Consider the following 25,239-nt stretch of genomic DNA (forward strand, 5'->3'; position numbering starts at 1 on the left):
TCTTTTGTCAACAGCCTCAAGGCATCCTCCTTTTGGAGATGCCTTTTTTATTGCCTGTTAAGCAGTCATTTCCTGTTCGGATGGCCTGATCAGCCCGACTTTTTTCAAGGCTGCCAAAATCCGGGTTCCTTTTGGAAGCAGACGGATTTCGTTTTCGCCAATTGTTTTTGTCAACAGTAAAACAATACTGTATATCATGACGCCAAGCAAACACAGGCTGATGCTCAAGATTCCATTTCCTACACGGGATATCTGCAAAGGATCGATCCAATGCGTGATAAACAGATAAGCGGCCATCAATGTTATTCCCATCAGGCCGGCAGACAGCGCGGGTTTGACAAACTGCCGCCGGATATCCAGACGAAGCCCGGTTTTTTTGGTGACCATCCACATATTTAATGAACAGACCACAAAATAAGCTACTACCATGGACATGGCTGATCCGGTGATCCCAAACCAGGGAATGAACACAAAGTTGCCGGCCAGTTTAACGGCGGCTCCAATCATCAAATGCCGCACAGGCAGTTTGTTGTAGCCCATTCCCTGAAGAATCCCTGAACTGGTTACGGCCAGAGTGCTGAAAACGGAGGAACACGCAAGGACAGACAGTGTCAGGGTTCCGGAATCATTTTCAAACATCAGTATGTTCAGGGGCCGGGCCAAAATGACCAATCCCATGACGGATGGCATGCTAACCACCAGGGTCATCAGCCATGCCTGTTTGATTTTGTGTTCTACCGCCGCCATTTCCTGCCGGGCAATGTGTGCAGAGATGGTAGGAATCAGGGCAAGGGTCAAGGCGGAAGAAAAAGTGGAAATGACATTAACAAACGGTTCTCCCCGCCCGTAAATTCCAAACAGGGTGTTGGCCATGCTTTCTGTATTTCCCAGACTCATCAGGAGGCGCGGGACGGTGAATGAATCGATCAGGCCAATCAGTGGCAAAATCAAGGTACCCAATGAAATTGGCAAAGCATAAAGAATGATCTTCATGGCCAGTTTCGATAAGGATTCCCGGGTTTTAATTTCTGTCGGGCTTGGCGGTGTGACATTTTTCAGCAGTTTCAAGTCTTTCCTGTTGTACCAGAGGACCACCGCCAATCCGCCAAGTGCACCGGCAAAGGCTCCCGATGTTGCACCAGCGGCAACAAGTTCCCGCGAAAAATGGGCTTCAACCATCCAGTATGTAAGGCCGATCACCACACTGACACGGATAATCTGTTCGACCACCTGCGATATTCCTGTGGGCATCATCTGCTGGTGTCCCTGAAAATACCCCCGGTAAACGGCCATGATGGGAACGATTAATATGGCAAAAGCCAAAACTTTTAAGGAAGACTCGGTTGGCGGGTTATCCAGCAATACATGTGAAATGAATCGGGCTCCAAAGAAAAGAATGGAGAAAGCAACCAGACCGCTTAATGTTAAAATAAATGAAGCGGCTTTTAAAACTCGTCGTGCTCCATATCGATCGTCTTTGGCCAGCCGCTCGGCAACGAATTTGGAAACAGTGATCGGGATTCCGGCTGAGGCCACCATCAGCAATATCGTGTAAAAAGGAAAAGATATGCGATAAAGGCCTACTGTTTCGTCACCGGCGATGTTTTGAAAAGGTGCCCAGAATAAAGCGCCGATTATTTTTGTAAATAACGTTGCGATACTTAGGATGACTGTTCCTTTTACGAGTTTGTTTGCCATTTTGCCTTCTTCCTTTAATCAAATTTATACGGATTTATTCTATCAATAATATGGTAAGAAGCATACCAAACGTTTTTGCTAGAATCGTAAAAAATGATGAATATCCGGGATATCCGCCTTTTTTTCAAATGAATCAAAAGGATTCGCAGGAATTCTTGCTGGAACCTGCAGGAGCAGGTTGATTATCATAGAAAGGGATTATGATAAGGAGAGACTGGGATCATGGATAACAATATCAATGTAGTTAGTATGACCGGATATGGCCGGGGTGAAACAGAAAATGGCGGAATCCGGATTGTTACAGAAATTCGCACGATGAACCACCGTTTTCTGGATATGGTAATTCGCTTGCCCCATGGGTGGATGTCGATCGAAGAATCGATCCGGAAACGGGTGCAAAGCGTGATACGACGGGGTCGGGCTGATGTCTTTGTCACCATCGAAGGATTGCTTCCCCCGGAACGGAAAGTGGAAGTAGATTGGGGCTTGCTGGAAAGTTTTGTTCAGGCGGGAAAAATATTGAACGAAAAATGGGGAGTCAAAGCCGATTTGACCATGGCTGATCTGCTCAACAAGCCGGAATTGTGGCTGATTGAAGAAGTAAAGCCGACTGTCGATGCACACCATGAGGCTGTTTTGCAAACAGTTGAAACGGCCTGCCAGGAATTGAAACGGATGAGGGAGCAAGAAGGGAAACTGTTGGGGGTTGATCTTCTCAAAAGACTGGACCGGTTGGGTAAATATGTCAGGGAAATGAAAGTCCTGGCTCCGAAAGTGTCCGAACATATCGGGAAGAAATTGCGGAAACGGCTGGAAGAGTGGCTGGCCGGGGCTGATCTTGACGAGGAACGCATCTTGACTGAAACGGCTGTTTGGGCGGAGAAAGCGGACATTACCGAAGAACTGACCCGCCTCAACAGCCATATTTCCCAGTTTCACCAAACGATGGAGAAGGGTGAGTCAATTGGCCGCAAGCTGGATTTCCTTATCCAGGAAATGAACCGGGAAGTGAACACCATCGGTTCGAAAGCCAATATGCAGATGATCAGTACATTTGTTGTTGAATGCAAAAGTGAACTGGAAAAAATGAAAGAACAGGTTCAAAATATTGAGTAATACATTGATTCCTGGCAGAAAACGGACTAAAATAGCGTAGTAGGAAACAAGGTTTAATTCAGGCTCTTTCCCACCAATTCAGAATATGGGCGAGGAGGCACCTCTTTTGGGTATCAAATTAATCAATATTGGATTTGGCAACATTGTCTCAGCGAACCGAATTGTTTCTATCGTCAGTCCAGATTCTGCACCGATCAAGCGAATTATCCAGGAAGCCCGGGAACGGGGAGTTTTGATTGATGCTACATATGGGCGGAGGACAAGAGCAGTCATTATCACCGATAGTGACCATGTCATTCTGTCAGCTGTTCAGCCGGAAACGGTTGCTCACCGTCTGGCAAGCAAAGAGCAACATGAAGACATTGTGGAGTAGGAAGGGCTTATGATGAAAGTGAACAGTGTAAACGAAGGCCTGCTAATTGTTATCTCCGGGCCTTCAGGAGTTGGAAAGGGGACCGTATGTTCCAGATTGCGGCAGAAAATGCCGGAATTGACATATTCAATCTCGGCGACAACCCGGGCTCCGCGTGAAGGGGAAATGGATGGAGTCAGTTATTTCTTCAAGACGGTTCCCGAGTTCAAAAAAATGATTGAAGAAGATCAACTGATTGAATGGGCACAGTATGTGGGAAACTATTACGGGACACCCCGTCGTTTTGTAGAGAATACGTTAGCCTCAGGGCAGGATATTGTTCTGGAAATTGAAGTTCAGGGAGCCATGCAGGTAAAGGAAAAGTTCCCGCAGGGAGTCTTTATTTTTTTGGTTCCCCCGTCATTTGAAGAGTTGCGCCAGCGCATCATAAACCGGGGAACAGAGACGGAAGCGTTACTGAACAAACGCCTTGAGGCAGCGAGCGATGAATTGAACCAGATCAAAAACTACAACTATGTTGTGATCAATGATGAAGTGGATAAAGCGTGTGAATGCATTCGCGCCATTGTCATGGCCGAACACTGCCGGACAGATCGCCTGAAGTTAAGCGATCAAAACTCTTAGGAAAAGATGGAGGTTTTGATCATGTTATATCCATCAATTGATTTACTTATGACAAAATCAGACAGCAAATATTCGATTGTGGTGATGGCTGCAAAACGGGCAAGGAAATTGCTGGATGGCCAAAGTCCGCAACTTCAGCCGAAATCGAAAAAATATGTGGGAATCGCTTTGGAAGAGATTGCGGCAGATATTTTGGTTCCATCAATCCGCACGGGAGAAAAATAAGGCGCTTGCCGACATGGTTTGAGAGTGATTTTTTGAAGCTTCTTGATCGCTTCTTTACATAAAAATGACTCCAAATAAAAGTTATTCTATAGTTTGAAATAACAACCTTGAAAGGTTGTTATTTTTCTATGTCGACCTGGTGCGGGTGTACTTTTTCGAACAGCATGTCCGAAATGGCAAAATTTGTTAATTTGGCGTATTGAACCGCCATTTGCGTGAATAAGAAGCGTTTGCCATGTGTATATCGGCAGACCAAATTGATTTTAACCGGGAATGCAGGTAGACGATGCGGTAAAATAAACTTTAGAATTCTCATATAAGGAGAGAGAAAGGATTGTGAACAGCAAACGAATTGTTTTGGGGATTACGGGAGGAATTGCAGCATTTAAAGCAGCATCGGTGGCCAGCCAACTGTCGCAACGGGGAGCCAATGTGCGCGTAATCATGACAGATTCGGCTACGAAGTTTATCACTCCCCTTACATTGCAAATTTTGTCACATAACCATGTGGCTGTGGATACGTTTGACGAACAAAACCCGGAAGTGGTCAGTCATATTGATCTTGCCGACCATGCAGACCTGTTTATCATCGCCCCGGCAACTGCCAATATCATTGGCAAACTGGCCCACGGGCTGGCCGATGAAATCTTGTCAACCACCTTGATCGCAACCAGAGCGCCCATCGTACTGGCACCGGCGATGAATGTGCACATGTACCAGAATCCGGTTGTACAGGAAAACATGGCGATATTGAAGAAAAGAGGCGTGTATTTCATTGATCCGGATGAGGGGCAACTGGCCTGCGGTTATGTCGGGCAGGGACGTATGGCTGAACCGGAGCGAATTGTTGAGTGGGCGGAAACGTTTTTTGCCAGGCAACGCCGGCTGGCCGGCAAAAAAGTGCTGATTACAGCCGGTCCTACGCTGGAGCCGATTGACCCGGTCCGATATATTTCCAATTATTCGTCCGGAAAAATGGGCTTTGCCTTGGCACAGGCTGCCCGTGAGGCAGGTGCAGAGGTCATTTTGGTCAGCGGACCGGTTTCATTGGATACTCCCGGCGGGATAAAGCGGATCGATGTTATTCGGACGAAGGATATGAAAGAGGCTGTGCTGAAATACCTTCCAAGTGTGGACGTCATTATCAAGGCAGCCGCCGTTTCCGATTACAGGCCCGGGGAAGTGTTGGACCACAAGATGAAAAAAAGCAAGGAAGAGATTTCCCTGCGTCTGGTGAAAACAGAAGACATTGCCAGCCTGGTGGGCAGACAGAAGAAGCCTCATCAACTGTTTATGGGATTTGCGGCAGAAACGGATCATGTTGAAGAGTATGCCTGTGATAAACTGAAACGCAAAGGCATGGATTATATCGTTGCCAATAACGTAAGCTTGCCTGGTTCAGGCTTTGGGAGTGATACCAACATTGTCACTGTCTTTGACCGTGATGGAAAAGTTTTTTCACTTCCGCAAATGAACAAATTGGATGTAGCCAGAAAATTGATGACATTGGTTGGGGACTGGTTCTCAAATGATTGCTGAAGTAATCGTGGATGTACCGGCTCGGGCTACCGATCGCCCGTATGATTACCTGGTTCCGGAAGAACTCATGCCGGAGGTCCGGGTAGGAAGTCGTGTTCAGGTACCGTTTGGACACCGGAAATTGATCGGGTACGTTGTTCGGCTCAAGGAGCAGTCGGAAACAAGAAAGTTAAAGTCCGTCAGTGAAGTGATGGATATCCTTCCACCGCTTACTCCTGAACTGGTTGAACTGGGTTTTATGATGGCGGATGAGTATTTGTGCCATACCATTACGGCCCTGCAATCGATGGTGCCTTCGGTTCTTAAAGGAAAATATCAGAAAATCGTGCGTTACCTGGGAGAAAAAGAGGAACCGGACACCCTCCGGGATCTTGTCAGCCAGCCTTTTTTAGACTATCTGAAAAAAATAGGGGAGTGTACCTGGGAAGAGGCATTGAATTTTGGCGTGAGCGCCTCGAGTCTCAGGCAATTGTCCGGAAACGGACTGATTGGGCTGGAAGAGAGAGTGGGGGACCGTGTTACCAGACAGAAAGCGACATTTGTGAAGCCGGCAAGTGCCGGTCAGCTGCAGGAGGCCATCGATAAATTGTCCGGACGGGCAAAACGGCAGAAAGAAGTTTTGCAATTTTTCCAGGCCAACCCCGGGGAAATTGCCTTGCCACATTTGCTGGCCAAACTTCAGGTCTCGCGCAGTACCGTACAAAGTCTTGTCGACAAAGGCAGTCTGATCGTGGAAGAGCGGGAGGAACTGCGTGATCCGTATCGGGACCGGGACTTTCAGAAGACAGAACCGCTCACTTTGACGCCGGAGCAGAAAAAGGCGATTGCTCCCATTCTCGCTTCGGTCCGGCACCGGAAGGCTGAAGCGATTCTTTTGCAGGGGGTAACGGGGAGCGGGAAAACGGAGATTTATCTGCAAGCGATTGCCGAAGTTTTAAAACAGGGCCAGGAAACAATTGTGTTGGTGCCGGAAATATCGCTTACCCCCCAGATGGTCCATCGCTTCAAGGGTCGTTTTGGGGAACAGGTGGCCGTGTTGCACAGCAAATTGTCCAGTGGTGAACGGTATGATGAGTGGCGCAAGATCCGCCACGGGGAAGTGAAGGTCGCAATTGGCGCGCGTTCGGCGATTTTTGCTCCTTTCAGGAAGATCGGTTTGATCATAATCGATGAAGAACATGAATCTTCCTATAAGCAGGAAGAAAATCCCAAATATCATGCGCGGCAGATTGCCTGGTGGCGGGCGCAAAAGCATCAGGCCACCCTGGTTCTGGGATCGGCCACGCCTTCTTTGGAAACCTGGATGCATGCCCAAAAAGGATACTATCAGCACATTGAACTGAAAGAACGTGTACATGGGCGCCCGTTTCCGGAGATGAAAGTGGTCGATATGCGAAAGGAATTGCTGGCCGGCAACCGGTCCATGTTCAGCGAAAGCCTGCGTGAAGAATTGACCCGGTGCATTGACCGTGGCGAGCAGGCGGTACTGTTTTTGAACCGGCGCGGATTCTCAACGTTTGTCATGTGCCGGGAATGCGGGGAAACCCTTACTTGCCCCCACTGCGATATTTCATTAACATATCACCAGACCAACCGGACCGTGCGTTGCCATTATTGCGGGTATGCCGAACGTGTGCCGGAGGTTTGTCCTTCATGCGGCAGCAAGCATATTCGCCACTTCGGTGTTGGTACACAACGGATTGAATCGGAGCTTTCGCGGCATTTTCCGGGAATTCGTGTCATTCGCATGGATGTGGATACGACAGGCCGCAAGGGGGCGCACGAACGGTTGCTGGGATCATTCGGGGCAGGCCGGGCAGATGTGCTTTTGGGTACACAAATGATTGCCAAAGGCCTGGATTTCCCGAAAGTGACTCTGGTTGGCGTCATTGCGGCGGATACCATGCTGCATTTGCCCGATTTTCGATCCGCCGAACGGACCTTCCAGTTGTTGACACAGGTAAGCGGCCGGGCGGGCAGGCATGAAAAACCGGGAAAAGTCGTGATCCAAACCTATAACGCGGAACATTACAGTATCAGTTTGGCCGCCAGCCGCCAGACTTCAGCTTTTTACCAGCAGGAAACCCGATTGAGAAAACTTCATGACTATCCTCCGTTCAGCGGAATGTTTTCCGTACTGGTCAGTCACCCGGATCGGGTAAAGGTGATGCGTTCCGGGCAGGTAATTGCTCTTCGAATCAAAAGGAATCTGCCGCCGGACTGCCAGATGCTCGGTCCTGTGCCAGCGCAGATTCCGCGCATTAAGGATCGATATCGGTTGCAAATACTGATAAAGTATTCTCTGGACAGCAAATCTGTTCAAACGGTCAAGGACAGTTTGAGAGAAATCGTTTATCTGACTGATGATCCTGACTTGAAAATCAGTCTGGACCGGGATGGAATGGAACCTGTCATCCCGTCGCCGACTTTTTTGTAGTGAGGGGATCACATAGAAAGGAGTTTTTTGTTTTATGGCAATTCGTAATATTGTACTGTATCCGGACCCGGTTCTCAAGAAAAAAGCGCGGCCGGTAACCAAATTTAACGAGCGGCTTCACAAACTGCTCGACGATATGGCTGAAACGATGTATGATGCACCGGGTGTCGGACTGGCAGCTCCACAGGTCGGAATTCTGAAGCGTGTCATCGTTGTGGATATTGGTGAGGGATTAGTCGAAATGGTAAATCCCGAGATTGTTGAGCAAAAGGGAGAGCAGATTTCTCCGCCGGAAGGGTGTCTGAGCATCCCCAACTTGCTGGGGGAGGTTCAGCGTTCCCAGTGGGTCAGGGTAGTTGCCCGGGATCGTGAAGGCAATCAGTTTGAAATGGAGGCGGAAGGTTATCTTGCCCGTGCGTTGCAGCATGAAATCGACCATTTGAACGGAATTCTGTTTATTGATGTAGCAACAAGGGTATTCCGTCCCGAGGAGGAGGAGAACGCTTGAGCAAAGTCAGGGTTTTGTTTATGGGGACTCCGGACTTTGCGGTGCCCTCTTTGCGTGCATTGTTGGAGCAAACAGAGCGGGTTGAGGTGATCGGAGCAGTTACCCAGCCCGACCGGCCCAAAGGAAGAAAAAAAGAACTGACGCCGCCCCCGGTCAAGGTGGAAGCGCTGAAACACGGGCTGCCTGTATTTCAGCCGTTAAAACTCCGGTCGAAAGAGGCAACAAGGCAGATCCTGGAATTGAATCCGGACCTGATTGTCACAGCGGCCTATGGCCAGATTTTGCCTGAGGCTGTCTTAAAAACGCCCGCATACGGATGCATTAATGTGCATGCGTCGTTATTGCCCAAATACCGTGGGGGTGCACCGATTCACCATGCCATTATCAATGGAGAAAAGGAAACGGGCGTCACGATCATGTATATGGTGAAAGCACTGGATGCCGGCGACATGCTTCTTAAGCGGGCAATTCCGATTACCAGCCAGGATGATGTCGGAACAATGCATGACAAACTGGCAAAACTGGGAGCCGAATGTTTGCGGGAAGTTCTCCCCGGACTGCTGGATGGAACGATTAAAGCAATTCCGCAGGATGAATCACAGGTTACCTTTGCCCCCAATATCACGCGGGAAGACGAAAAAATGGACTGGTCGCGTTCCGCCAGGCAGCTTGAATGGCAGGTGCGCGGACTTTGTCCGTGGCCAGGCGCCTTTACAATCTGGAAGGACAAACCGTTTAAAGTATGGAAAGCGGTTTGTGAAGAGAAAGAAGTTGACCGGGAACCCGGAACAGTGATCAAACTGGATACAAAAGGCATTGCTGTGGCGACAGGAAAGGGAATTCTGTGGTTGACCGAGGTTCAGCCGGCCGGAAAAAGGCGAATGACTGCCGGCCAGTTTGTCAATGGACGGCAGATGAAGGAAGGAGAAAGGTTTGAAGTCTGAAGAACGGGGCGCAAATGCCCGCGAGACGGCACTGGATATATTGGTACAGCTGGAAACAAAACAGGCTTACAGCAATCTCCTTTTAAATCAGGTATTGGGGCAGTCCTGCCTGGATGACCGGGACAGGCGTCTGGTAACCGAGCTGGTTTATGGAACGATCCAGCGGCTGAACACACTGGACTGGATTCTCGGCCAGTTGCTGAAAAAAGGCAGCAGGTCACTGGAACCCTGGGTACGGCAACTGTTACGAATCGGCATTTACCAATTGCTTTATCTGGACCGGATTCCGGAGCGGGCAGCCATTTATGAAACCGTACAAATCAGCAAGAAAAGAGGACATAAGGGAATTTCCGGCCTGGTCAACGGAGTTCTGCGTTCTTTTCTGAGAAAAAAGCAGCGGCTGACACCTCCCCGGAATCCGCAAACGCTCAGGGAAAAAGCGATATCGTATTCCCATCCGGAGTGGATGATTGAACGGATGGAACAGGTGTATGGTGCGGAAGAGACAAAAGCGGCCTTGCTTTCCAACCAGATACCGCCCAAAGTAAGCATCCGGATCAATCAGCTGAAAATGGGGCGGGACCAATTTATCAAACTATGGCATGAAAGCGAAAAAGGGAAGGCCGAAGCCTCTGCGGTTGCCCCTGAAGGAGTTCTTATTCATGATGGCGGCAACCCGGCCTACAGTTCCTGGTTTCAAAAAGGTTTTTTTACGATTCAGGATGAAAGCTCGATGCTGGTCGCACGCGCCCTGTCACCCCGGCCGGGAATGAAAGTCCTGGACGTTTGTGCTGCGCCTGGCGGCAAAACCACGCATTTGGCGGAATTGATGGAAAATCAGGGCGAGATATTGGCTTGTGATGTCCATGAACATAAATTGTCCCTGATCCGGTCAAATGTTTTGCGGTTAGGAATAAAAATTGTTTCTATTGCGCAACAGGATGGAACCATGCTTGCCAAACGGTTTGCTCCCGGAACGTTTGATGCTATCCTGCTGGATGCTCCCTGTTCAGGCCTGGGTGTGATCCGTCGCAAACCGGATCTGAAGTGGAGCAAGGAAGCCAGGAATATCGATTCCCTGGTCCGGCTGCAAAAGTCTCTGCTTGATTCGGCAGCCCCTCTGTTAAAAGCGGGAGGTGCGCTTGTCTACAGCACATGCACGTGGGAACCCCGCGAAAACGAAGAACAGGTTAAATCTTTTCTGAAGCGCCATCCGGATTTCGAAATGGACCGCCAGTTTGTGGAAAAGCTTTCTCCTGCAGTAAAAAAGGCTGCCCAAACGGGAACAGCCTGGGTACAAATATTGCCGCACCATTTGATGAGCGATGGATTTTTTATTTCACGCGTTGTCAAAAAACGTTGATCCGGTTGCGGAACAGCCGGCCGGCAGCGCGGGAAACCACCGATGTTAAACAAAATTGCTTTCTGCCAGTATCAGTGGATATTCCACTGATGCTTTTTTTTGCCGAAATGTATGATTTTATGGGATTGGTGACAAGTTATGAATGGTGATGATTAATGAAAAAATCGGTTCGTATTCTGCGCAGGGAAAGAAAAAAGAGGCAAAAATTGGAAGAATACAACCAGAAGCAGCTGGAACGGGTGATCAGTGATGAAGTTCCAGTATACAAAAATATCGAACAGAATCTTGAATACGTCAAAAAAATTCTGGGGGATTCTTCGGACCTGGTTGTTCGTGAATTCAGGATTGACACTCTTAATATCAAAGTGGCGGTTGTTTACCTTGATGAATTGATTAACAAGGATATCACACAAAACTACCTGATTCGGCCATTAATGAAACTCAAGGAAAGTGAAGCGTTGCCGGGGGAACCGTGGGAGACCATTGTCAACGAGGTGCAAGCCGGGGAAACAAAAGAACTGGAGCAGATGAAGAAGGCGGTAGAAGGCCTGTTAAGCGGTGATACCATCCTGTTGGTTGATGATTTGGAGAAAGCGCTTTTGGTTGGAACCAAGGGTTGGGCAGGCAAAAATGTCGGTGAACCACGGGCGGAATCGGTGGTGCGGGGCCCGACTGAAAGTTTGAATGAAACGCTGTCATCCAGCTTGGGCTTGATCCGGCATCGTTTGCGCGATCCTTCCCTACGTGTGAAATACCATACGATCGGCAAGCGGACCAAAACTACCGTCGCTGTTCTGTATATTGAAGAAATCAGTGAAGAGGATATTGTCAAAGAGGTTGAAAAACGGATCAGAGAAATTGAGATTGACGGGATTTTGGAAACAGGGTACATCGAGGAGTTGATCCAGGACCAGATCTGGACACCGTTTCCCCTGATGCAAAACACGGAACGCCCCGATTCCGTTGTGGCCCACCTGCTGGAAGGAAAAGTGGCGATTCTGGTGGACGGGACACCGCATGCCCTGATAGCCCCCGCTGTATTCAGCCAGTTTTATAACAGCCCGGAAGATTATTACGAGCGCTATTTAATATCCACTTTTTTGCGGTTTATCCGATTGCTCAGCCTGTTTATTGCTTTATTGCTGCCGGCGTTGTACATCGCTTTCGTTTCGTTTCATCCGGAAATGATTCCGTTTCAATTGGCGCTTGCGATGGCGGCGGGACGGGCAACCGTTCCTTTTTCTTCCATTATTGAAGCATTGATTATGGAGTTCAGTGTTGAGATTCTGCGGGAGGCCAGCATCCGGTTGCCAGGTCCGATCGGACCCACCATCGGGATTGTCGGTGCCCTTGTCATCGGGGATGCGGCAGTTTCTGCCGGGCTTGTTTCACCGGCTTTTGTAATTGTAGTTGCTTTAACGACAATCAGTTCCTATGCCAATCCAAACTATAATGCTGCCATCTCCGTCCGGTTAATCCGGTTTCCGTTGATGATCCTGGCGTCCATGTTCGGATTGATTGGCGTTATGTGCGGCTTGATGCTGCTTCTTCTTCATCTTGTGCAACTCCGGTCTTTCGGAGTTTCGTATATGTCCCCGTTCTCACCGTTAAATTTGCAGGGTCTCAAGGATTCCCTGGTGCGCATTCCGTGGCCCTGGATGAAAAAGCGTCCCGTGATCTTCAGAACCCATAATCAGACAAGGTTACATGAAGTGAGGAAAGAAAATGAGTCGTAAAACAGCATCCAAAGATAAAATTACATCCTATCAGGCCTTTACCTTGCTCTATTCCACCCTGTTTGGAGTAGGTGTAATGACTTTGCCCCGGGATGTGGGAGAGAAGGCCGGAAACGATTTGGTCTGGGTGATTTTTTTATCCGGTTTCCTGGTATTCGTGCTGGTATATCTGATCAGTACCCTTTGTCAGCGCTTTCCCGGCATGACATTTACCCAGTATACAGCTGAAATCCTGGGGGGAAGTCAAAAAAAATGGATTGGAAAGGTTCTGAGCATCCCGTTTGTACTGATGGTGGTCGTTTTTTTTATTCTTGGAATTGGTACGGTCTTGCGGATGTTTGGGGAAACGATCACGAGTTCCATGCTGCGTCATACGCCGCTTGAAGCGATTATGCTGATCTTGATTCTGACAGTTGCCTTTGGTGCCGGCAGTAAGCTTGAAGTTATTGCCAAATTGAATGAATTCCTGTTTCCGATTACACTGGCACCGTTCCTGTTAATGCTTTTTGCGGCAGTTCAGCGCGGAGACTTTACCAATATACTTCCTCTGTTTCAGATAAACCTTTCCAATATTATAGAAGCCATTCTCAGAGGAGGTTATTCTTTTGCGGGGTACCTGGTCATTATGATATTTGCCGGTTTTTATCAGGAACCGGGGAAGATGAAAAAGATTCACACCATCTCCCTCATTTCAATAATCGTTTCCTACTGGTATTTATGTGTGATTACCCTGGGGGTACTGGGGATTGAAGAAGTAAAAAACATCATGTTTCCTGTTTTGGAAGTGGCGAAATCGGTTAAGTTGGAAGATATGTTTTTTGAACGGATCGAAGCGGTCATTTTATCGATCTGGCTGGTGACCGCTTTTACATCCATATTAAATTTGTATGCCGCCTTTGTCCAAGTGATTATCGGGTTTTTTCATTTGTCTGAGAAATATCGCCTCTGGATTTCCTTTTTGACAATGCCTGGTTTATTGCTCCTGGCAATGATCCCCAAAAATGTTCCGGAAATAGGGACTTATGGAGAAATCGTCGGCGTGTATGAAATAGGGGTTTCCTTGCTTGTTCCGCTTGTTCTTTTGCTTATAGCCGTGATTCGGAGAAAGAAAGGGGAAGTAAATCTTGAAATTGATTCTTCATCGAAGTAAAAAATGGCTTGCCATGGTTGCCATATTAACCTTGTCGTCCTTCCTGCTGTATGGCTGCTGGGACAGCCGGGAACTTGAAAAAAGGGCTACGGTAGCCGCAATGGCTGTGGATAAAAGCCCCCAGGGTTATGAATTATCGGTTCAGGTACCCAGCCCGCGCAAGACGACCGGCGGAGGTGGCGGTGGAGGCGGCGATGGCGGTGGTGTAGGTGGCGACGGAGCTGTCGAGATATTTTCCGGAGAAGGCCGGTCTTTCCATGAAGCGATGCAACAGATTGAATCCAAAGTCAACTTCCCCTTGTTTATCGGCCATATGCAACTGTTGCTGATCAGTGACGAGGTGGCAAGAGAAGGAATATTTCCTTTGCTGGACGGTTTGAGAAGAAGTCTGGAAATACGCCGTCATTTGTGGCCTGTTGTTATTTTGGGAAAAGCAAAGGATGCGCTGAAAGTACAAGTTCCTCTGGAAGAGATCCCGATTGAGTATTTGCGCACGCTCATTGGGTCTGGCATTGATAATGGTCGCTTCGCCTGGCTGGGAATGGGAGAGGTTTCTGAAAATCTTTCGGATCCGGTGAGGCAGTCGCCCATTCTCAATGCATTCAGTGTTACTGAAAAACGGTTCATCTGGGAAGGAATAGCCATTTTAAGGCATGACCGGTTGATTGGCCTTGTTCAACATCCCTTGGTTACCCCGCTGCTGCAAATCCGCAAGCAGATGGTTGGCTGGCCGATGGCCATATCCTGTCCAAAAAAGAAAGGGCGGATTATATTTGTCCCCCGTAATATTGTTCGAACCATTGATATATCTGAGAAGCCGCAGATCGATGTAACAGTAAAGGTGGAGGGAGAAATAGCTGTCAAAGAGTGCTATTCGTTTCAGATGGATCATCCGCGAAAGTATGAATTGATAAATCATTTATTGGAAAAGGAGTACGAAAAAGCGGCGAAAATGCTTGTGGATAAAGCCCAAAAGGATTTCAGAACCGATATCTTCACATTCGGCAAACATATCCATGCTTACTATCCCCGGCTTTTCAGGCAAATTGATTGGATGCACAATCACAACCAGATCCCTGTTCGTGTCCGGTATGAGGTGGAAGTGCGAAGAGTCGGGCTGGAGTCGGGATAAGATTAAAGGAACGGGTAAAGTTTCAAAAATAAAAGAGTGATTTGACGAATATCGGGATGAATTCTGGCCAGCCGTGCCGGTTGTGACAGAAGACAAAAATGTTCATCGGCAGTCTCTTTTCTTTCATTGTTGCTATGATATAATAAGAAAAGTTTTGAACAGGCGTTCCCTGTTCAAACATGGCTGCCAGCAAAGGAATTGGTGAGACATTGCATGAAACCTTTAGCATATGATTTGGATTACGAGAATTGGAAAGAATGGATGAAAGAGCAGAACCAACCGGAGTTTCGAGCCAGGCAGGTTATGGATTGGCTATACATCAAACGGGTTGTTTCCTTTCAGGAAATGACGAATCTTCCAAAAGTATTGCGGCAAACACTGGAGGAAACATTTCACCTGAAATCGCTCAGGATTATTGCCAGACAGGTTTCCCAAGACGGAACCGTGAAATTTCTGTTCGGCCTGTATGACCAACATGCCATTGAAACAGTTCTGATGCGGCATGATTACGGGATCAGCGTCTGTGTGACCACTCAGGTCGGTTGCCGCATGGGATGTACCTTTTGTGCATCAACGCTGGTCGGTCTGAAACGGAATTTGAGCAGCGGCGAAATTGTTGCCCAGGTTTTGATGGCCCAAAAGTACCTGGATCAATCCGATGAACGGGTCAAATCCGTTGTTGTAATGGGATCCGGCGAGCCATTTGAAAATTACGGGCCAACCATGCGCTTTGTGCGGATGATCAATCATCCCCGTGGTTTAAATATTGGACAAAGGCATATTACCGTTTCCACCAGTGGCGTGGTGCCCAATATCTATCGGTTTGCCGACGAGGACTGGCAGGTGCGGCTGGCCATTTCTCTGCACGCACCCAATCAGGAACTGCGGTCAAAATTGATGCCTGTCAGCCGCAAGTATCCGCTTGCCGATTTAATGGACGCATGCAGGTACTATTTGGAGAAAACCGGGCGTAGAATCACTTTTGAGTACGCCTTGATCGGCGGAAAAAATGATCAGAAGGAAAATGCCCATGAATTGGGGAAGCTGTTGCAGGATATGAATTGCCTGGTGAATCTGATTCCGGTAAACTATGTTCCGGAACGCAATTACAAGCGGACACTGCGGAGCCAAATCTTTGATTTCAAACGGATTTTGGACTCATACCATGTAAATTCAACCATCCGCAGAGAGCATGGTCATGATATTGATGCGGCATGCGGACAATTGCGGGCTAAATATGGACAGTAAAAAGATCAGCTTGGGCAACCTGCATCAGGGAAGATCATTTCCAAGGAAAACGCAAAGGTTGAGATAACGGTATTTCCTCTTTTTGAATGTTCAACCAAGGGAATACATGAAAGGGAAAGGGGTAACCGGAATGGAGCTAGCACGGCGCACAGACATAGGCCGTGTGCGTGATCTTAATGAAGACAGCACGGGCCTGATTGTGACCAAATCCGGGGCTGTGATTGCTATTGTTGCGGATGGAATGGGTGGGCACTTGGCAGGAGATGTGGCAAGTCGCAAAACCGTCGATACAATTGAAAAAGTAGTCGCTGCCCAACCCTTGGATATTTCCACAGATGAAAAAAGCAATTTGCTTCTTCAGGCAGTCGGTAAAGCCAATGAAACAGTATATAAAATGGCGTCTGAAAACAACCAGTATAAAGGGATGGGGACGACCGTCATCGCGTCGATCGTTGATACCAGGGAGATTGTACTGGCCCACGTGGGGGACAGCCGTGCTTATATACTGCATAAAGACGGGCTTTATCAATTGACCGAAGATCACTCTTATGTGAATCTCCTGCGAAAACATGGGCAAATTACAGCAGAAGAAGCCAAAAACCATCCACAACGCAATATGATTGTGCGAGCCGTCGGGACAAGTGAAGAGGTAGAAGTAGATCTGATTAACACCCCATGGAATCAAGGAGATATGTTGCTCCTTTGCTCAGACGGACTGACTACTATGATTAACGAGAGGGAAATCGGGCTTGTTTTATCTTCCACCACCATGTCTTTGGATGAAAAAGCGGATCAACTGATCAAATTGGCGCTGGACGCCGGCGGAACAGATAATATTTCCCTTATTCTTCTAAGGCATACAGGAAGGTCAGCGACATCTTAATTGGGTTCAAGGAGGAACAAAGTGACCATGCAGATGGAAGGGAAGAAGCTGGGGGGACGTTATGAGATAGTCAGCCGCGTTGGCGGCGGAGGAATGGCAGTCGTATATAAAGCAAAAGACCTGCTGCTCAACCGCTTTGTGGCAATTAAAGTCCTGAGTGAATCCCTCAGTAATGATTCGGAGTTTATACGTCGTTTTAGCCGGGAAGCCCAAGCTGCTGCCAGCTTGTCTCACCCGAACATTGTCAATGTATATGATGTGGGACGCGACCAGTATACCCATTATATTGTGATGGAGTTAGTCGAAGGACCAACCCTGAAACAGTATATTCAGGAGCGGGGATCGCTGCCTGTACAGGAAGCGGCTGCGATTGCCGTCCAGATCTGTGATGGATTGGCGCACGCTCATGAAAACCAGATTGTACACCGTGATATCAAGCCTCACAATATTTTGCTTGGCGCAAATGGACGTGCCAAAGTGACGGATTTCGGGATTGCCCGTGCAGCCAGTTCGTCTACCATTACCCAGCAAGGATCGGTGATGGGCTCTGTCCATTATTTTTCTCCGGAACAGGCGCGCGGAGGGGTCATTGGTGAAAAATCGGATCTCTATTCGCTGGGGGTCGTCATGTATGAAATGTTAACGGGGCGCCTGCCGTTTGACGGAGATTCAGCAATCAGCATTGCCCTGAAACATTTACAGGAAACCCCTGTCGATCCGCGCAATTATAACAGCCAGATTCCGGATGCTTTGGCGGAACTGGTTATGCGCGCACTCAACAAGGATCCCAACCAACGGTTTGCTTCGGCGCGCGATATGATGAAAGAAATCCAGTATGCGGTGCAACTGCCTCACCATATGGAGCCTAATTGGGTCAATCAGCGGAACAGCCGGCAGCAAGAGATGTACCAGACGATTCCGTTAACCGACAATGATCCTCCTGTGGCAACCGGAAATTATGAAGAAGAGGAGTATCAGTCACCGGTACAGCGGCCCGAAATTCGTTCGGGGCAGAACCGCAGATCACAACATGCTTCCAAAAAGTCGCTTGGTGACCGGACACTGGCCAATCTCGAACGATTGAAAAATATTCCCGATGAGGAAAAAACGGTCTTTCAACGGACAGTCGTCTGGCTGGAAAATGTGCAGGCCAACCTTCCGTGGTGGCAAAAAATGCTGTTCGGCCTGTTTACCATTGCTGTCATCGTCATGTTAAGCATTTGGGGCTTTACTACCGTCTGGGGATTATTTACCGGGGATGGCGGTGGTTCTACAGAAAATCAAGCGGTTACGACCATTCCATCTTTCAGCACGGTAGAAGATGCGAAGAATTTTGCGAAACAGCATAACCTGCCTGAGCCCGAAGTAAGATTTGTAGCCGATGCTGATCCCGGGCAAGTGGCAGAACAGAATCCCAAAGCCGGATCGGAATTTTCATCAAATACTCAAATTACGCTTAAAGTCGGTTTGGACGGCATTATGGTAAAAGATTATACCGGAGAATATGAATCCAATTTGCCGAGTAAAGAAAATGGTTATCATATCAAAAAATTCTGGTGTGCAAATGGTACCGGACCCAGGAATACCGTGTTTAAACAGGAACCTGAACCTGGATCAGCAGTTAAAAAAGGCGGAACGATAAAAGTTTATCTCAATACCCCTACGGTTGCTGATGCCACCTCAGGGTGCATTCCTGCAAAATAAAAAAAGGAGGTCTCCTATGCCAATTGGTCAAATCGTGAAAGCAATCAGCGGGTTCTACTATGTGCGCACGGATGATGGAAAGCTGTTCAAATGCCGTGCGCGCGGAGTTTTCAAGTTTGAAAAAAAGAAGCTGACCCCGCTGGTTGGCGATTTGGTAGAGATGGAACAGACGGGGTTGGACGAGGGCGTGGTGACCTCTGTTCAACCCCGTACTTCTGAATTGATCCGCCCGCCGATCGCCAATACCGATCAAGCAGTGGTGGTCTGTTCATTGCGGCAGCCCCGTTACCAGCAGATGCCGCTTGACCGTTTTCTGGTTCATGGTGAACGCGAGGGATTGAAAATCGTAATAGTACTGACAAAAAAAGACCTCATCCGCGATGAAGAGGAGATTGAGCAAATTCGGGCGGTTTACGAGCCGGCCAATTATCCGGTTCTTGCCACAAGCATCAAAACACAGGAAGGAATCGGGGAACTGAAACAATGCCTGAAAGGAAAAGTTTCCGTTTTTGCCGGCCAATCGGGTGTGGGAAAAAGTTCTCTCCTGAATCAACTGTTGCCTGATCGGGTTTTGGAAACCGGAAAAGTAAGCGCTAAAATCGGGCGTGGCCGTCATACAACACGACAAGTGGAACTGCTCCCCCTCGCTGAAGGAGGGCAAGTGGCGGATACGCCTGGTTTTAGCCAGCTTCAGTTTAAAGGCATGAAACCGGACGAGCTGGGGCAATGCTTTCCGGAAATACACGTGCGATCTTCCGATTGCCGTTTTCGTGGATGTCTGCATATCAATGAACCGGATTGTGCGGTGAAAGATGCGCTTGAGCAAGGAGCGATTGCCGGCAGCCGTTACCAACACTACAAACATTTCTTGACAGAAATCAAGGAAGCCATGGTTAGGAGGTATACATGATGATTAAAATTGCTCCCTCCATTTTGTCGGCGGATTTCGCCAACCTGGGAGATGAAATAAAAGATGTGGAACAGGCAGGGGCCGACTGGATTCACGTGGATGTCATGGACGGACATTTTGTTCCCAATATTACGCTGGGGCCGCTGGTCGTAAAGGCAATCCGGCCGCACACAAAATTGCCGCTTGACGTGCATCTGATGATCGAGGAACCGGATCGCTATATTGCTGATTTCACAAAAGCCGGTGCCGATATGATTACAGTCCATCAGGAGGCATGTCCCCATTTGCACCGCACCATTTCGCTGATCAGGGATCACGGTGCCAAAGCCGGAGTGGTCCTCAATCCGGCGACATCCGTCCATGTGCTGGAGCCTGTTTTACCAGAGATTGATATGGTTCTGCTGATGACAGTAAACCCGGGATTCGGCGGGCAAAAGTTTATTGAAAATGTATTGCCGAAAATCAAAGCCGTGCGTAAACGGCTGGATGAACAGAATCTTTCCCATGTCCTGATTGAAGTGGATGGCGGTATCCATTCAGGAACTGCCCGTTCTGTCGTGGAAAGCGGAGCCGATGTGCTGGTTGCCGGTTCTGCCGTATTTGGACAGGCTGATCGGGCCCAGGCCATCCAGGCGATCCGGGATGCGGCAAGATCATGATAGATGAATGCTTGTTGAATAACAGAGATTGCAGGTGAAAAGAAGAAATGATCAGCAAACGGCTTGTCACGATGGTAGAAGTAGCTCTAATGGCTGCAATTGCCGTTGTCCTGAATAAAATAACCCCTTTTCAGATGTGGCTCAATGGCGGATCGGTCACGTTGTCGATGATTCCCGTTGCTGCCGTTGCTCTGCGCCGCGGGATCAAGCCCGGAGTCGTTTGCGGAGGGATTGCAGGTCTGATTTTGCTGTTGGCAGGAGGGTATGTGATTCATCCGGTCCAGGCGGTTCTGGACTACCCGGTTGCTTTTGCTGCATTGGGTTTTGCGGGCCTGGCCGTCCTGAAGGAAACTGTCGCCAAAAAACGCCAGCTCCTACGGATGTCATCAGGCATAATTCTGGGCGGCAGCCTGCGCTTTCTGGCCCATTATTTGTCCGGAATCATTTTTTTCAAGGCATATACTCCTGTCGGCCAATCACTGTATGTTTACTCATTTATTTATAATCTGTCCTACATTCTTCCGGAAGTCATCCTCACGGTTATTGTGACAGGCTTGATCTACTGGTCAGCTCCGCAGTTGCTGAGGCGGAGGTGAAACCGGCGATGGCAGTGAACAGGGTGGCAGTGATCGCTGGCGGGGACCTGACCGATACGGAACTGGACTTGATCCGTACCGGAACCAACTTTATCATTACGGCAGATGCAGGCGCCATGCAACTGGAAAAGGCGGGGATCATTCCCGATCTGGCGGTGGGCGATTTTGACACAACCGGCATCTCTTATATGGACAGATTGCGAAAAAAAGGCGTTCCAGTGCTTTCGCTTCCGGAAGAAAAAGCGGTTACCGACATGCATTTCGCCTTGAGTTGTGCGGTGGAACGGAAACCGGATGAGATCCTGATTCTGGGTGCCATGGGAGGAGCGCGCTTTGACCACACAATGGCCAACGTCGGCCTGTTGGAATGGCTGGACGAGCAGGGGATCAAAGCCGTGATTATCCACCGTACAAACCGTATTCGTCTGATGTCCGGCCCCGGAAAAATGACATTTACCTCCATCGATTTCAAATATGTATCGCTGCTTCCCGTGTCCAAAATCGTATCAGGAATCAGAACGGATGGGCTGAAATACAAACTGGCCGGTGAATCGTTATATCGGGGGGATACCAGGGGGATCAGCAATGAACTGGTGAAGGTGCCGGCTGTTGTGAACATTCAGGAAGGTATTTGCCTGGTTGTGGAAAGCAGGGATCGGATTGGTGAATAAAGTTAAGCCTGTAGGGTAAAACAATCCTTTGTCATATAATTTTCGAAAAGTCTGTGCCTGTAAGACCCGGGTTACAGGCTTTTTGTTTTTTTATGTCCTGAAAATGGGCTTGCCTGGTTGGAATTTTTCTTTATGTTCTAGGTACACATTGAAATCTATAGAATATAAATAAGTTGAAAATGGGTCTTCTGCGATTTTCTTGTTCCTTATGAATTGCAGAATAAGGGGTGAACAGGGGTGAAATTTTATACCATCAAACTGCCTAAATTTCTGGGCGGAGTAGTTAAGGCAATTTTGTCAGCTTTTAAAAAAGACCAGTGATAAAAACAAAAAAAGCACCTCCTGTGGTGCTTTTTTCTTGGCCATTAAACGCGGGTTACCTTGCCGGATTTCAGTGCACGGGCACTGACATACACGCGTTTTGGTTTTCCATCGACAAGAATACGTACTTTTTGAACGTTAGCGCCCCATTTTCTCCGCGTTTTGCGGTGAGAGTGGCTCACTTTATTTCCGGCATGACCTTGTTTTCCGGTAATAAAACAACGCCGAGCCATATTGACACCTCCTGTTTGTCGCTCGTTCCAACCGAATCACCATGTGTAGGACTAAATACTTGGACATTTTAGCATACCTCCTGATTACTTGCAAGGAGTGTACAGGTTCAGTATCATGATTATTGTTGATCTTTCATTCATTATGTTATTATTGTACAATTGTCCTAGTTAGCTAAAGAAACCTCACCAGGAGGGATAGGAATGAGCGTAGAAGTGTCAACCCAACTTGGGCAGATCGAAGTGGCGAATGATGTTATTGCGACTGTTGCCGGCATTGCGGCTATGGATTGTTACGGGTTGGTTGGTATGGCGTCTCGCAGTCAGTTGAAAGATGGAATCACCGAATTGTTGCGCAAGGAAAATCTGAGCAAGGGAATTGAGGTTCGCGAGGAAAACGGCGAAATTGTGATTGATCTGTATATCATTGTCGGTTACGGCACAAAGATCTCTGAAGTAGCCAATAATGTACAGTCCAAAGTAAGATACACACTGGATCAAATTGTAGGCTTGAAAGTGAATAAAGTGAACATCTTCGTGCAAGGTGTTCGACTGGTGAATGAAGAGTAAGGGGGAGCACTGTGGCACAGCAACAAATCTATGCAGCACAGTTTTTACAGATGATGCGGGCGGGTGCGAATACACTCAACAATAAACTGGAAAAAGTAAATGCATTAAACGTATTCCCCGTCCCTGACGGCGATACGGGCACCAATATGAGTCTGACGATCACGTCTGGCGTCAATGAAATGGAAAAAGTGTTGAATGCCCGAACGGTTGGAGAATTGGCCCAAGCACTTGCAAAAGGTTTGTTAATGGGCGCCCGGGGCAACTCTGGCGTAATTTTGTCCCAACTCTTTCGCGGTTTTGCCAAAGCTGTGGCTGACAAGGAATCCATTAACACGCATCAGTTAGCCGATGCTTTTCAGCAGGGAGTAGAGACTGCTTACAAGGCTGTAATCAAACCTGTTGAAGGAACCATTCTAACGGTTGCGCGTGAAGCGGCTGAAGCAGGAATGAAGCGCTCACTGACAACCCATGACGCCAGGGAAGTTATGGAGACGGTTTTGGCGGAAGCACGCAAGTCTTTGTCAAGAACCCCGGAACTTTTGCCGGTGTTGAAACAGGCAAACGTTGTCGATGCCGGGGGGCAGGGACTTGTTTATATCTATGAAGGAATACTGGCTGCGCTATCCGGTGAAGGCAGCGAACCGATAGATGTGGAATCAACTCTTTCCGAAACGAAATCGATTGCTGACATGGCACACGATAATGCCCAGTCCAAAATTGATCCTTCGGAAATAAAATATGGCTATTGTACCGAATTTATGATCGACCTTACTACCAGCCGCCGGGAAACAGAACCCTTTAATGAAGAGGATTTCCGCAAAGAACTGGGACAATATGGCGATTCGATCCTGGTCGTGGCCGATGAAGAGCTGGTCAAGGTTCATATTCATGCCGAATATCCCGGAAATGCCCTGAACTATGCGATGAAGTTTGGTGACCTGACCAGGATCAAAATCGAAAATATGCGTGAACAATATGCAAATGTCACGGATGGTAGCCCTTCATCCGCAAAAACGGGCGTTGTGGTTCCGACTGAAAAGAAAAAATACGGGATTGTCGCCGTGGCCTCCGGAAAAGGAATCGCCGATATTTTCCGTTCCATGGGCGTGGATGAAGTGATCGAAGGCGGACAAACAATGAATCCAAGCACCGAAGATCTTGTTCGTGCAGTTGAACGGCTTCATGCAGAACATGTATTAATCCTTCCCAACAATAAAAATATTATTTTAACTGCGGAACAGGTGGAAGAAGTGGTTGACCAACCGGTCAGTGTCTTGCCTACACGTTCCATTCCACAAGGATTGACCGCACTGTTGAATTTTAATTCCGAAGTATCTCCTGAAGAAAATATCAAAAACATGACGGAAGGTTTTCAGGAAGTGAAATCGGGCGAAGTAACCAAGGCCATTCGTGACTCGAAAATGAACGGGCACCAGATTAAAGAGGGCAATTTTCTCGGCATTCTGGGAGGAAAAATCGATATCGTCGGGGAAAATCTGGAAAAAACCGCTCTTACATTATTAGATAAAATGATTGATGAGGGTGCCGATATCGTCACAATTATTTACGGGGAAGAAATTCAGGAGCAGCAGGCGAAAGAACTCGTGCAATCGTTGGAGAGCCAATATCCGGGGATAGAGATTGAAGTTCACTATGGCGGACAACCGGTATATCATTACCTGTTTGCTGTCGAGTAGAGGGGGTACCTGAATGGAAAAAGTAAAAATTATTACAGACAGTACCGCGGACATTCCCAAACAGCTGGCAAAAGACCTGGGAATATCTGTAATACCAATCAATGTTCATGTTGCAGGAAAGTGTTATCAGGATGGGCTTACGATATCACCCAATGAATTTTACCGGAAAATGCGTTCCATTGAGGAACTCCCTACAACTTCACAGCCATCTCCGCTCGATATAGTAGGAGCCTACAAAAAAGCGATCAATAACGGGGCCAAACAGATTCTTTCGTTGCACATATCATCCAAGATGAGTGGTACCTATCAGTCCTGTTTACTGGCCAAGTCGATGGTAGAGGAGGAATTTCCCGACGTCACGATTGAAGTGGTTGATTGCAAAACCGTCACCTATGCGTTGGGAATCATTGTGGTAATGGTTGCAAGGGCCGCTCAAGAGGGAAGAGCATTCTCCGAACTTATGCACCTGGCTGAGAGGATTCGCGAGGTCGAGCTGCTGCTTGCTACCGTTGACACCCTGGAATATTTACATAAAGGTGGCCGGATTGGCAAAGCAAAAGCACTGGTTGGTGCGCTGTTAAATATCAAGCCGATTATTACGATCAGTGATGATGGAGAAATTGCCGTGGTAGATATAGCCCGGGGGCAAAAAAAGGCAAACCAGAAAATCTTTGAACTGTTAAAGAAAAAAATTCCTGCCGGCCCCGTCGCTGTAGCTGCCCTGCACGCTGACAACAAACAGCTGGCAGATCTGTGGATGGAAAAAATCGAAGATTTGCTTGAGGTGAAGGAAAAAGTCATGGTAGATATTGGACCTGCTGTCGGCACCCATTGTGGACCCGGAACTGTTGCCTGTGTTGTGGTTTCCCTGGACGAACTTTCATCCGGAAGTAAATCTTGATTAG

The 25,239-nt window shown here is 48.0% G+C and carries 25 protein-coding genes; 23 read left to right on the forward strand and 2 right to left on the reverse strand.

All coding sequences use genetic code 11. From position 1 onward, the window contains the following. Window positions 1-57: 57 nt before the first annotated feature. On the reverse strand, window positions 58-1,698 hold the full coding sequence (locus tag H2C83_RS08835; protein WP_181739858.1) for a putative polysaccharide biosynthesis protein: 1,641 nt from the start codon (window positions 1,696-1,698) through the stop codon (window positions 58-60). A gap of 222 nt (window positions 1,699-1,920) precedes the next feature. Between H2C83_RS08835 and H2C83_RS08840 the strand changes: the two genes are divergently transcribed. The 20 genes from H2C83_RS08840 to spoVM all read left to right on the forward strand — a co-directional run bounded on the left by H2C83_RS08840 (window position 1,921) and on the right by spoVM (window position 21,837). After that, window positions 1,921-2,814, forward strand: coding sequence for a YicC/YloC family endoribonuclease (locus H2C83_RS08840; RefSeq protein ID WP_181739860.1), 894 nt, complete (start codon window positions 1,921-1,923; stop codon window positions 2,812-2,814). A gap of 106 nt (window positions 2,815-2,920) precedes the next feature. After that, window positions 2,921-3,187, forward strand: a complete 267-nt coding sequence (gene remA, locus H2C83_RS08845) for an extracellular matrix/biofilm regulator RemA (RefSeq protein ID WP_181739862.1) — start codon at window positions 2,921-2,923, stop codon at window positions 3,185-3,187. A gap of 9 nt (window positions 3,188-3,196) precedes the next feature. Further along, window positions 3,197-3,811: a guanylate kinase gene (gene gmk / locus H2C83_RS08850; protein WP_376766355.1), complete on the forward strand. Its 615-nt coding sequence runs from the start codon at window positions 3,197-3,199 to the stop codon at window positions 3,809-3,811. A 21-nt stretch (window positions 3,812-3,832) separates the two neighbouring features. Next, the gene (gene rpoZ / locus H2C83_RS08855) at window positions 3,833-4,036 is read left to right on the forward strand and encodes a DNA-directed RNA polymerase subunit omega (protein WP_181739864.1); all 204 of its coding nucleotides are present in this window, start codon (window positions 3,833-3,835) and stop codon (window positions 4,034-4,036) included. Between the two features lie 333 nt (window positions 4,037-4,369). After that, window positions 4,370-5,575 carry a bifunctional phosphopantothenoylcysteine decarboxylase/phosphopantothenate--cysteine ligase CoaBC gene (gene coaBC, locus H2C83_RS08860; protein WP_181740152.1) on the forward strand — a complete coding sequence of 402 codons (1,206 nt, stop codon included), beginning with the start codon at window positions 4,370-4,372 and terminating at the stop codon, window positions 5,573-5,575. Then, window positions 5,547-8,012 (forward strand): primosomal protein N', encoded by a 2,466-nt coding sequence (gene priA, locus H2C83_RS08865; RefSeq protein ID WP_246333826.1) that lies wholly within the window; start codon window positions 5,547-5,549, stop codon window positions 8,010-8,012. Before coaBC ends, priA begins: the two co-directional genes overlap by 29 nt. 34 nt (window positions 8,013-8,046) lie before the next feature. Continuing rightward, window positions 8,047-8,520: a peptide deformylase gene (gene def, locus H2C83_RS08870; RefSeq protein ID WP_181739871.1), complete on the forward strand. Its 474-nt coding sequence runs from the start codon at window positions 8,047-8,049 to the stop codon at window positions 8,518-8,520. Further along, on the forward strand, window positions 8,517-9,464 hold the full coding sequence (gene fmt / locus H2C83_RS08875) for a methionyl-tRNA formyltransferase (protein ID WP_281364128.1): 948 nt from the start codon (window positions 8,517-8,519) through the stop codon (window positions 9,462-9,464). The genes def and fmt overlap by 4 nt, the downstream gene beginning before the upstream one ends. After that, window positions 9,454-10,827 (forward strand): 16S rRNA (cytosine(967)-C(5))-methyltransferase RsmB, encoded by a 1,374-nt coding sequence (gene rsmB / locus H2C83_RS08880; RefSeq protein WP_181739873.1) that lies wholly within the window; start codon window positions 9,454-9,456, stop codon window positions 10,825-10,827. Before fmt ends, rsmB begins: the two co-directional genes overlap by 11 nt. A 155-nt stretch (window positions 10,828-10,982) precedes the next feature. Further along, a complete protein-coding gene (locus tag H2C83_RS08885; RefSeq protein ID WP_181739874.1) occupies window positions 10,983-12,563 on the forward strand; it encodes a spore germination protein in 1,581 nt (526 codons plus the stop codon). Further along, window positions 12,553-13,713: a GerAB/ArcD/ProY family transporter gene (locus tag H2C83_RS08890; RefSeq protein WP_181739876.1), complete on the forward strand. Its 1,161-nt coding sequence runs from the start codon at window positions 12,553-12,555 to the stop codon at window positions 13,711-13,713. Before H2C83_RS08885 ends, H2C83_RS08890 begins: the two co-directional genes overlap by 11 nt. Further along, on the forward strand, window positions 13,688-14,845 hold the full coding sequence (locus tag H2C83_RS08895; RefSeq protein ID WP_181739878.1) for a Ger(x)C family spore germination protein: 1,158 nt from the start codon (window positions 13,688-13,690) through the stop codon (window positions 14,843-14,845). Before H2C83_RS08890 ends, H2C83_RS08895 begins: the two co-directional genes overlap by 26 nt. Window positions 14,846-15,058: 213 nt before the next feature. Continuing rightward, window positions 15,059-16,093, forward strand: coding sequence for a dual-specificity RNA methyltransferase RlmN (gene rlmN / locus H2C83_RS08900; RefSeq protein WP_181739881.1), 1,035 nt, complete (start codon window positions 15,059-15,061; stop codon window positions 16,091-16,093). A gap of 82 nt (window positions 16,094-16,175) precedes the next feature. After that, window positions 16,176-16,976 (forward strand): Stp1/IreP family PP2C-type Ser/Thr phosphatase, encoded by an 801-nt coding sequence (locus H2C83_RS08905; protein WP_246333827.1) that lies wholly within the window; start codon window positions 16,176-16,178, stop codon window positions 16,974-16,976. A gap of 33 nt (window positions 16,977-17,009) precedes the next feature. Then, on the forward strand, window positions 17,010-18,680 hold the full coding sequence (gene pknB / locus H2C83_RS08910) for a Stk1 family PASTA domain-containing Ser/Thr kinase (protein ID WP_281364135.1): 1,671 nt from the start codon (window positions 17,010-17,012) through the stop codon (window positions 18,678-18,680). Window positions 18,681-18,696: 16 nt separating this feature from the next. Beyond that, window positions 18,697-19,590: a ribosome small subunit-dependent GTPase A gene (rsgA, locus tag H2C83_RS08915; RefSeq protein ID WP_181739886.1), complete on the forward strand. Its 894-nt coding sequence runs from the start codon at window positions 18,697-18,699 to the stop codon at window positions 19,588-19,590. Then, window positions 19,590-20,249, forward strand: coding sequence for a ribulose-phosphate 3-epimerase (gene rpe / locus H2C83_RS08920; protein WP_181740158.1), 660 nt, complete (start codon window positions 19,590-19,592; stop codon window positions 20,247-20,249). Before rsgA ends, rpe begins: the two co-directional genes overlap by 1 nt. Before the next feature lie 47 nt (window positions 20,250-20,296). Then, window positions 20,297-20,845, forward strand: a complete 549-nt coding sequence (gene thiT / locus H2C83_RS08925) for an energy-coupled thiamine transporter ThiT (RefSeq protein ID WP_181739888.1) — start codon at window positions 20,297-20,299, stop codon at window positions 20,843-20,845. A gap of 8 nt (window positions 20,846-20,853) precedes the next feature. Next, window positions 20,854-21,516 (forward strand): thiamine diphosphokinase, encoded by a 663-nt coding sequence (locus H2C83_RS08930; RefSeq protein WP_181739890.1) that lies wholly within the window; start codon window positions 20,854-20,856, stop codon window positions 21,514-21,516. Window positions 21,517-21,753: 237 nt separating this feature from the next. Next, entirely contained in the window at window positions 21,754-21,837 is an 84-nt protein-coding gene (spoVM, locus tag H2C83_RS08935; RefSeq protein ID WP_181740160.1) for a stage V sporulation protein SpoVM, read from the forward strand. Between the two features lie 44 nt (window positions 21,838-21,881). Here the strand turns inward: spoVM and rpmB are convergent, their stop codons facing one another. Continuing rightward, window positions 21,882-22,070 carry a 50S ribosomal protein L28 gene (gene rpmB / locus H2C83_RS08940; RefSeq protein ID WP_181739892.1) on the reverse strand — a complete coding sequence of 63 codons (189 nt, stop codon included), beginning with the start codon at window positions 22,068-22,070 and terminating at the stop codon, window positions 21,882-21,884. A 201-nt stretch (window positions 22,071-22,271) separates the two neighbouring features. On the opposite strand from rpmB, the gene H2C83_RS08945 reads away from it, so the two are divergent. From H2C83_RS08945 to H2C83_RS08955, 3 genes are read left to right on the forward strand one after another with little or no spacing between them, the layout of a single operon-like run. Further along, complete coding sequence (locus H2C83_RS08945) at window positions 22,272-22,637, forward strand: Asp23/Gls24 family envelope stress response protein (RefSeq protein ID WP_181739894.1); 366 nt, start codon at window positions 22,272-22,274, stop codon at window positions 22,635-22,637. Between the two features lie 11 nt (window positions 22,638-22,648). Then, on the forward strand, window positions 22,649-24,334 hold the full coding sequence (locus H2C83_RS08950) for a fatty acid kinase ATP-binding subunit FakA (protein ID WP_312853886.1): 1,686 nt from the start codon (window positions 22,649-22,651) through the stop codon (window positions 24,332-24,334). 13 nt (window positions 24,335-24,347) lie between these two features. After that, on the forward strand, window positions 24,348-25,235 hold the full coding sequence (locus H2C83_RS08955) for a fatty acid kinase binding subunit FakB (RefSeq protein ID WP_181739896.1): 888 nt from the start codon (window positions 24,348-24,350) through the stop codon (window positions 25,233-25,235). Window positions 25,236-25,239: the final 4 nt, after the last annotated feature.

This window comes from Thermoactinomyces mirandus (genome assembly GCF_013868055.1).
Lineage (GTDB): Bacteria > Bacillota > Bacilli > Thermoactinomycetales > Thermoactinomycetaceae > Thermoactinomyces > Thermoactinomyces mirandus.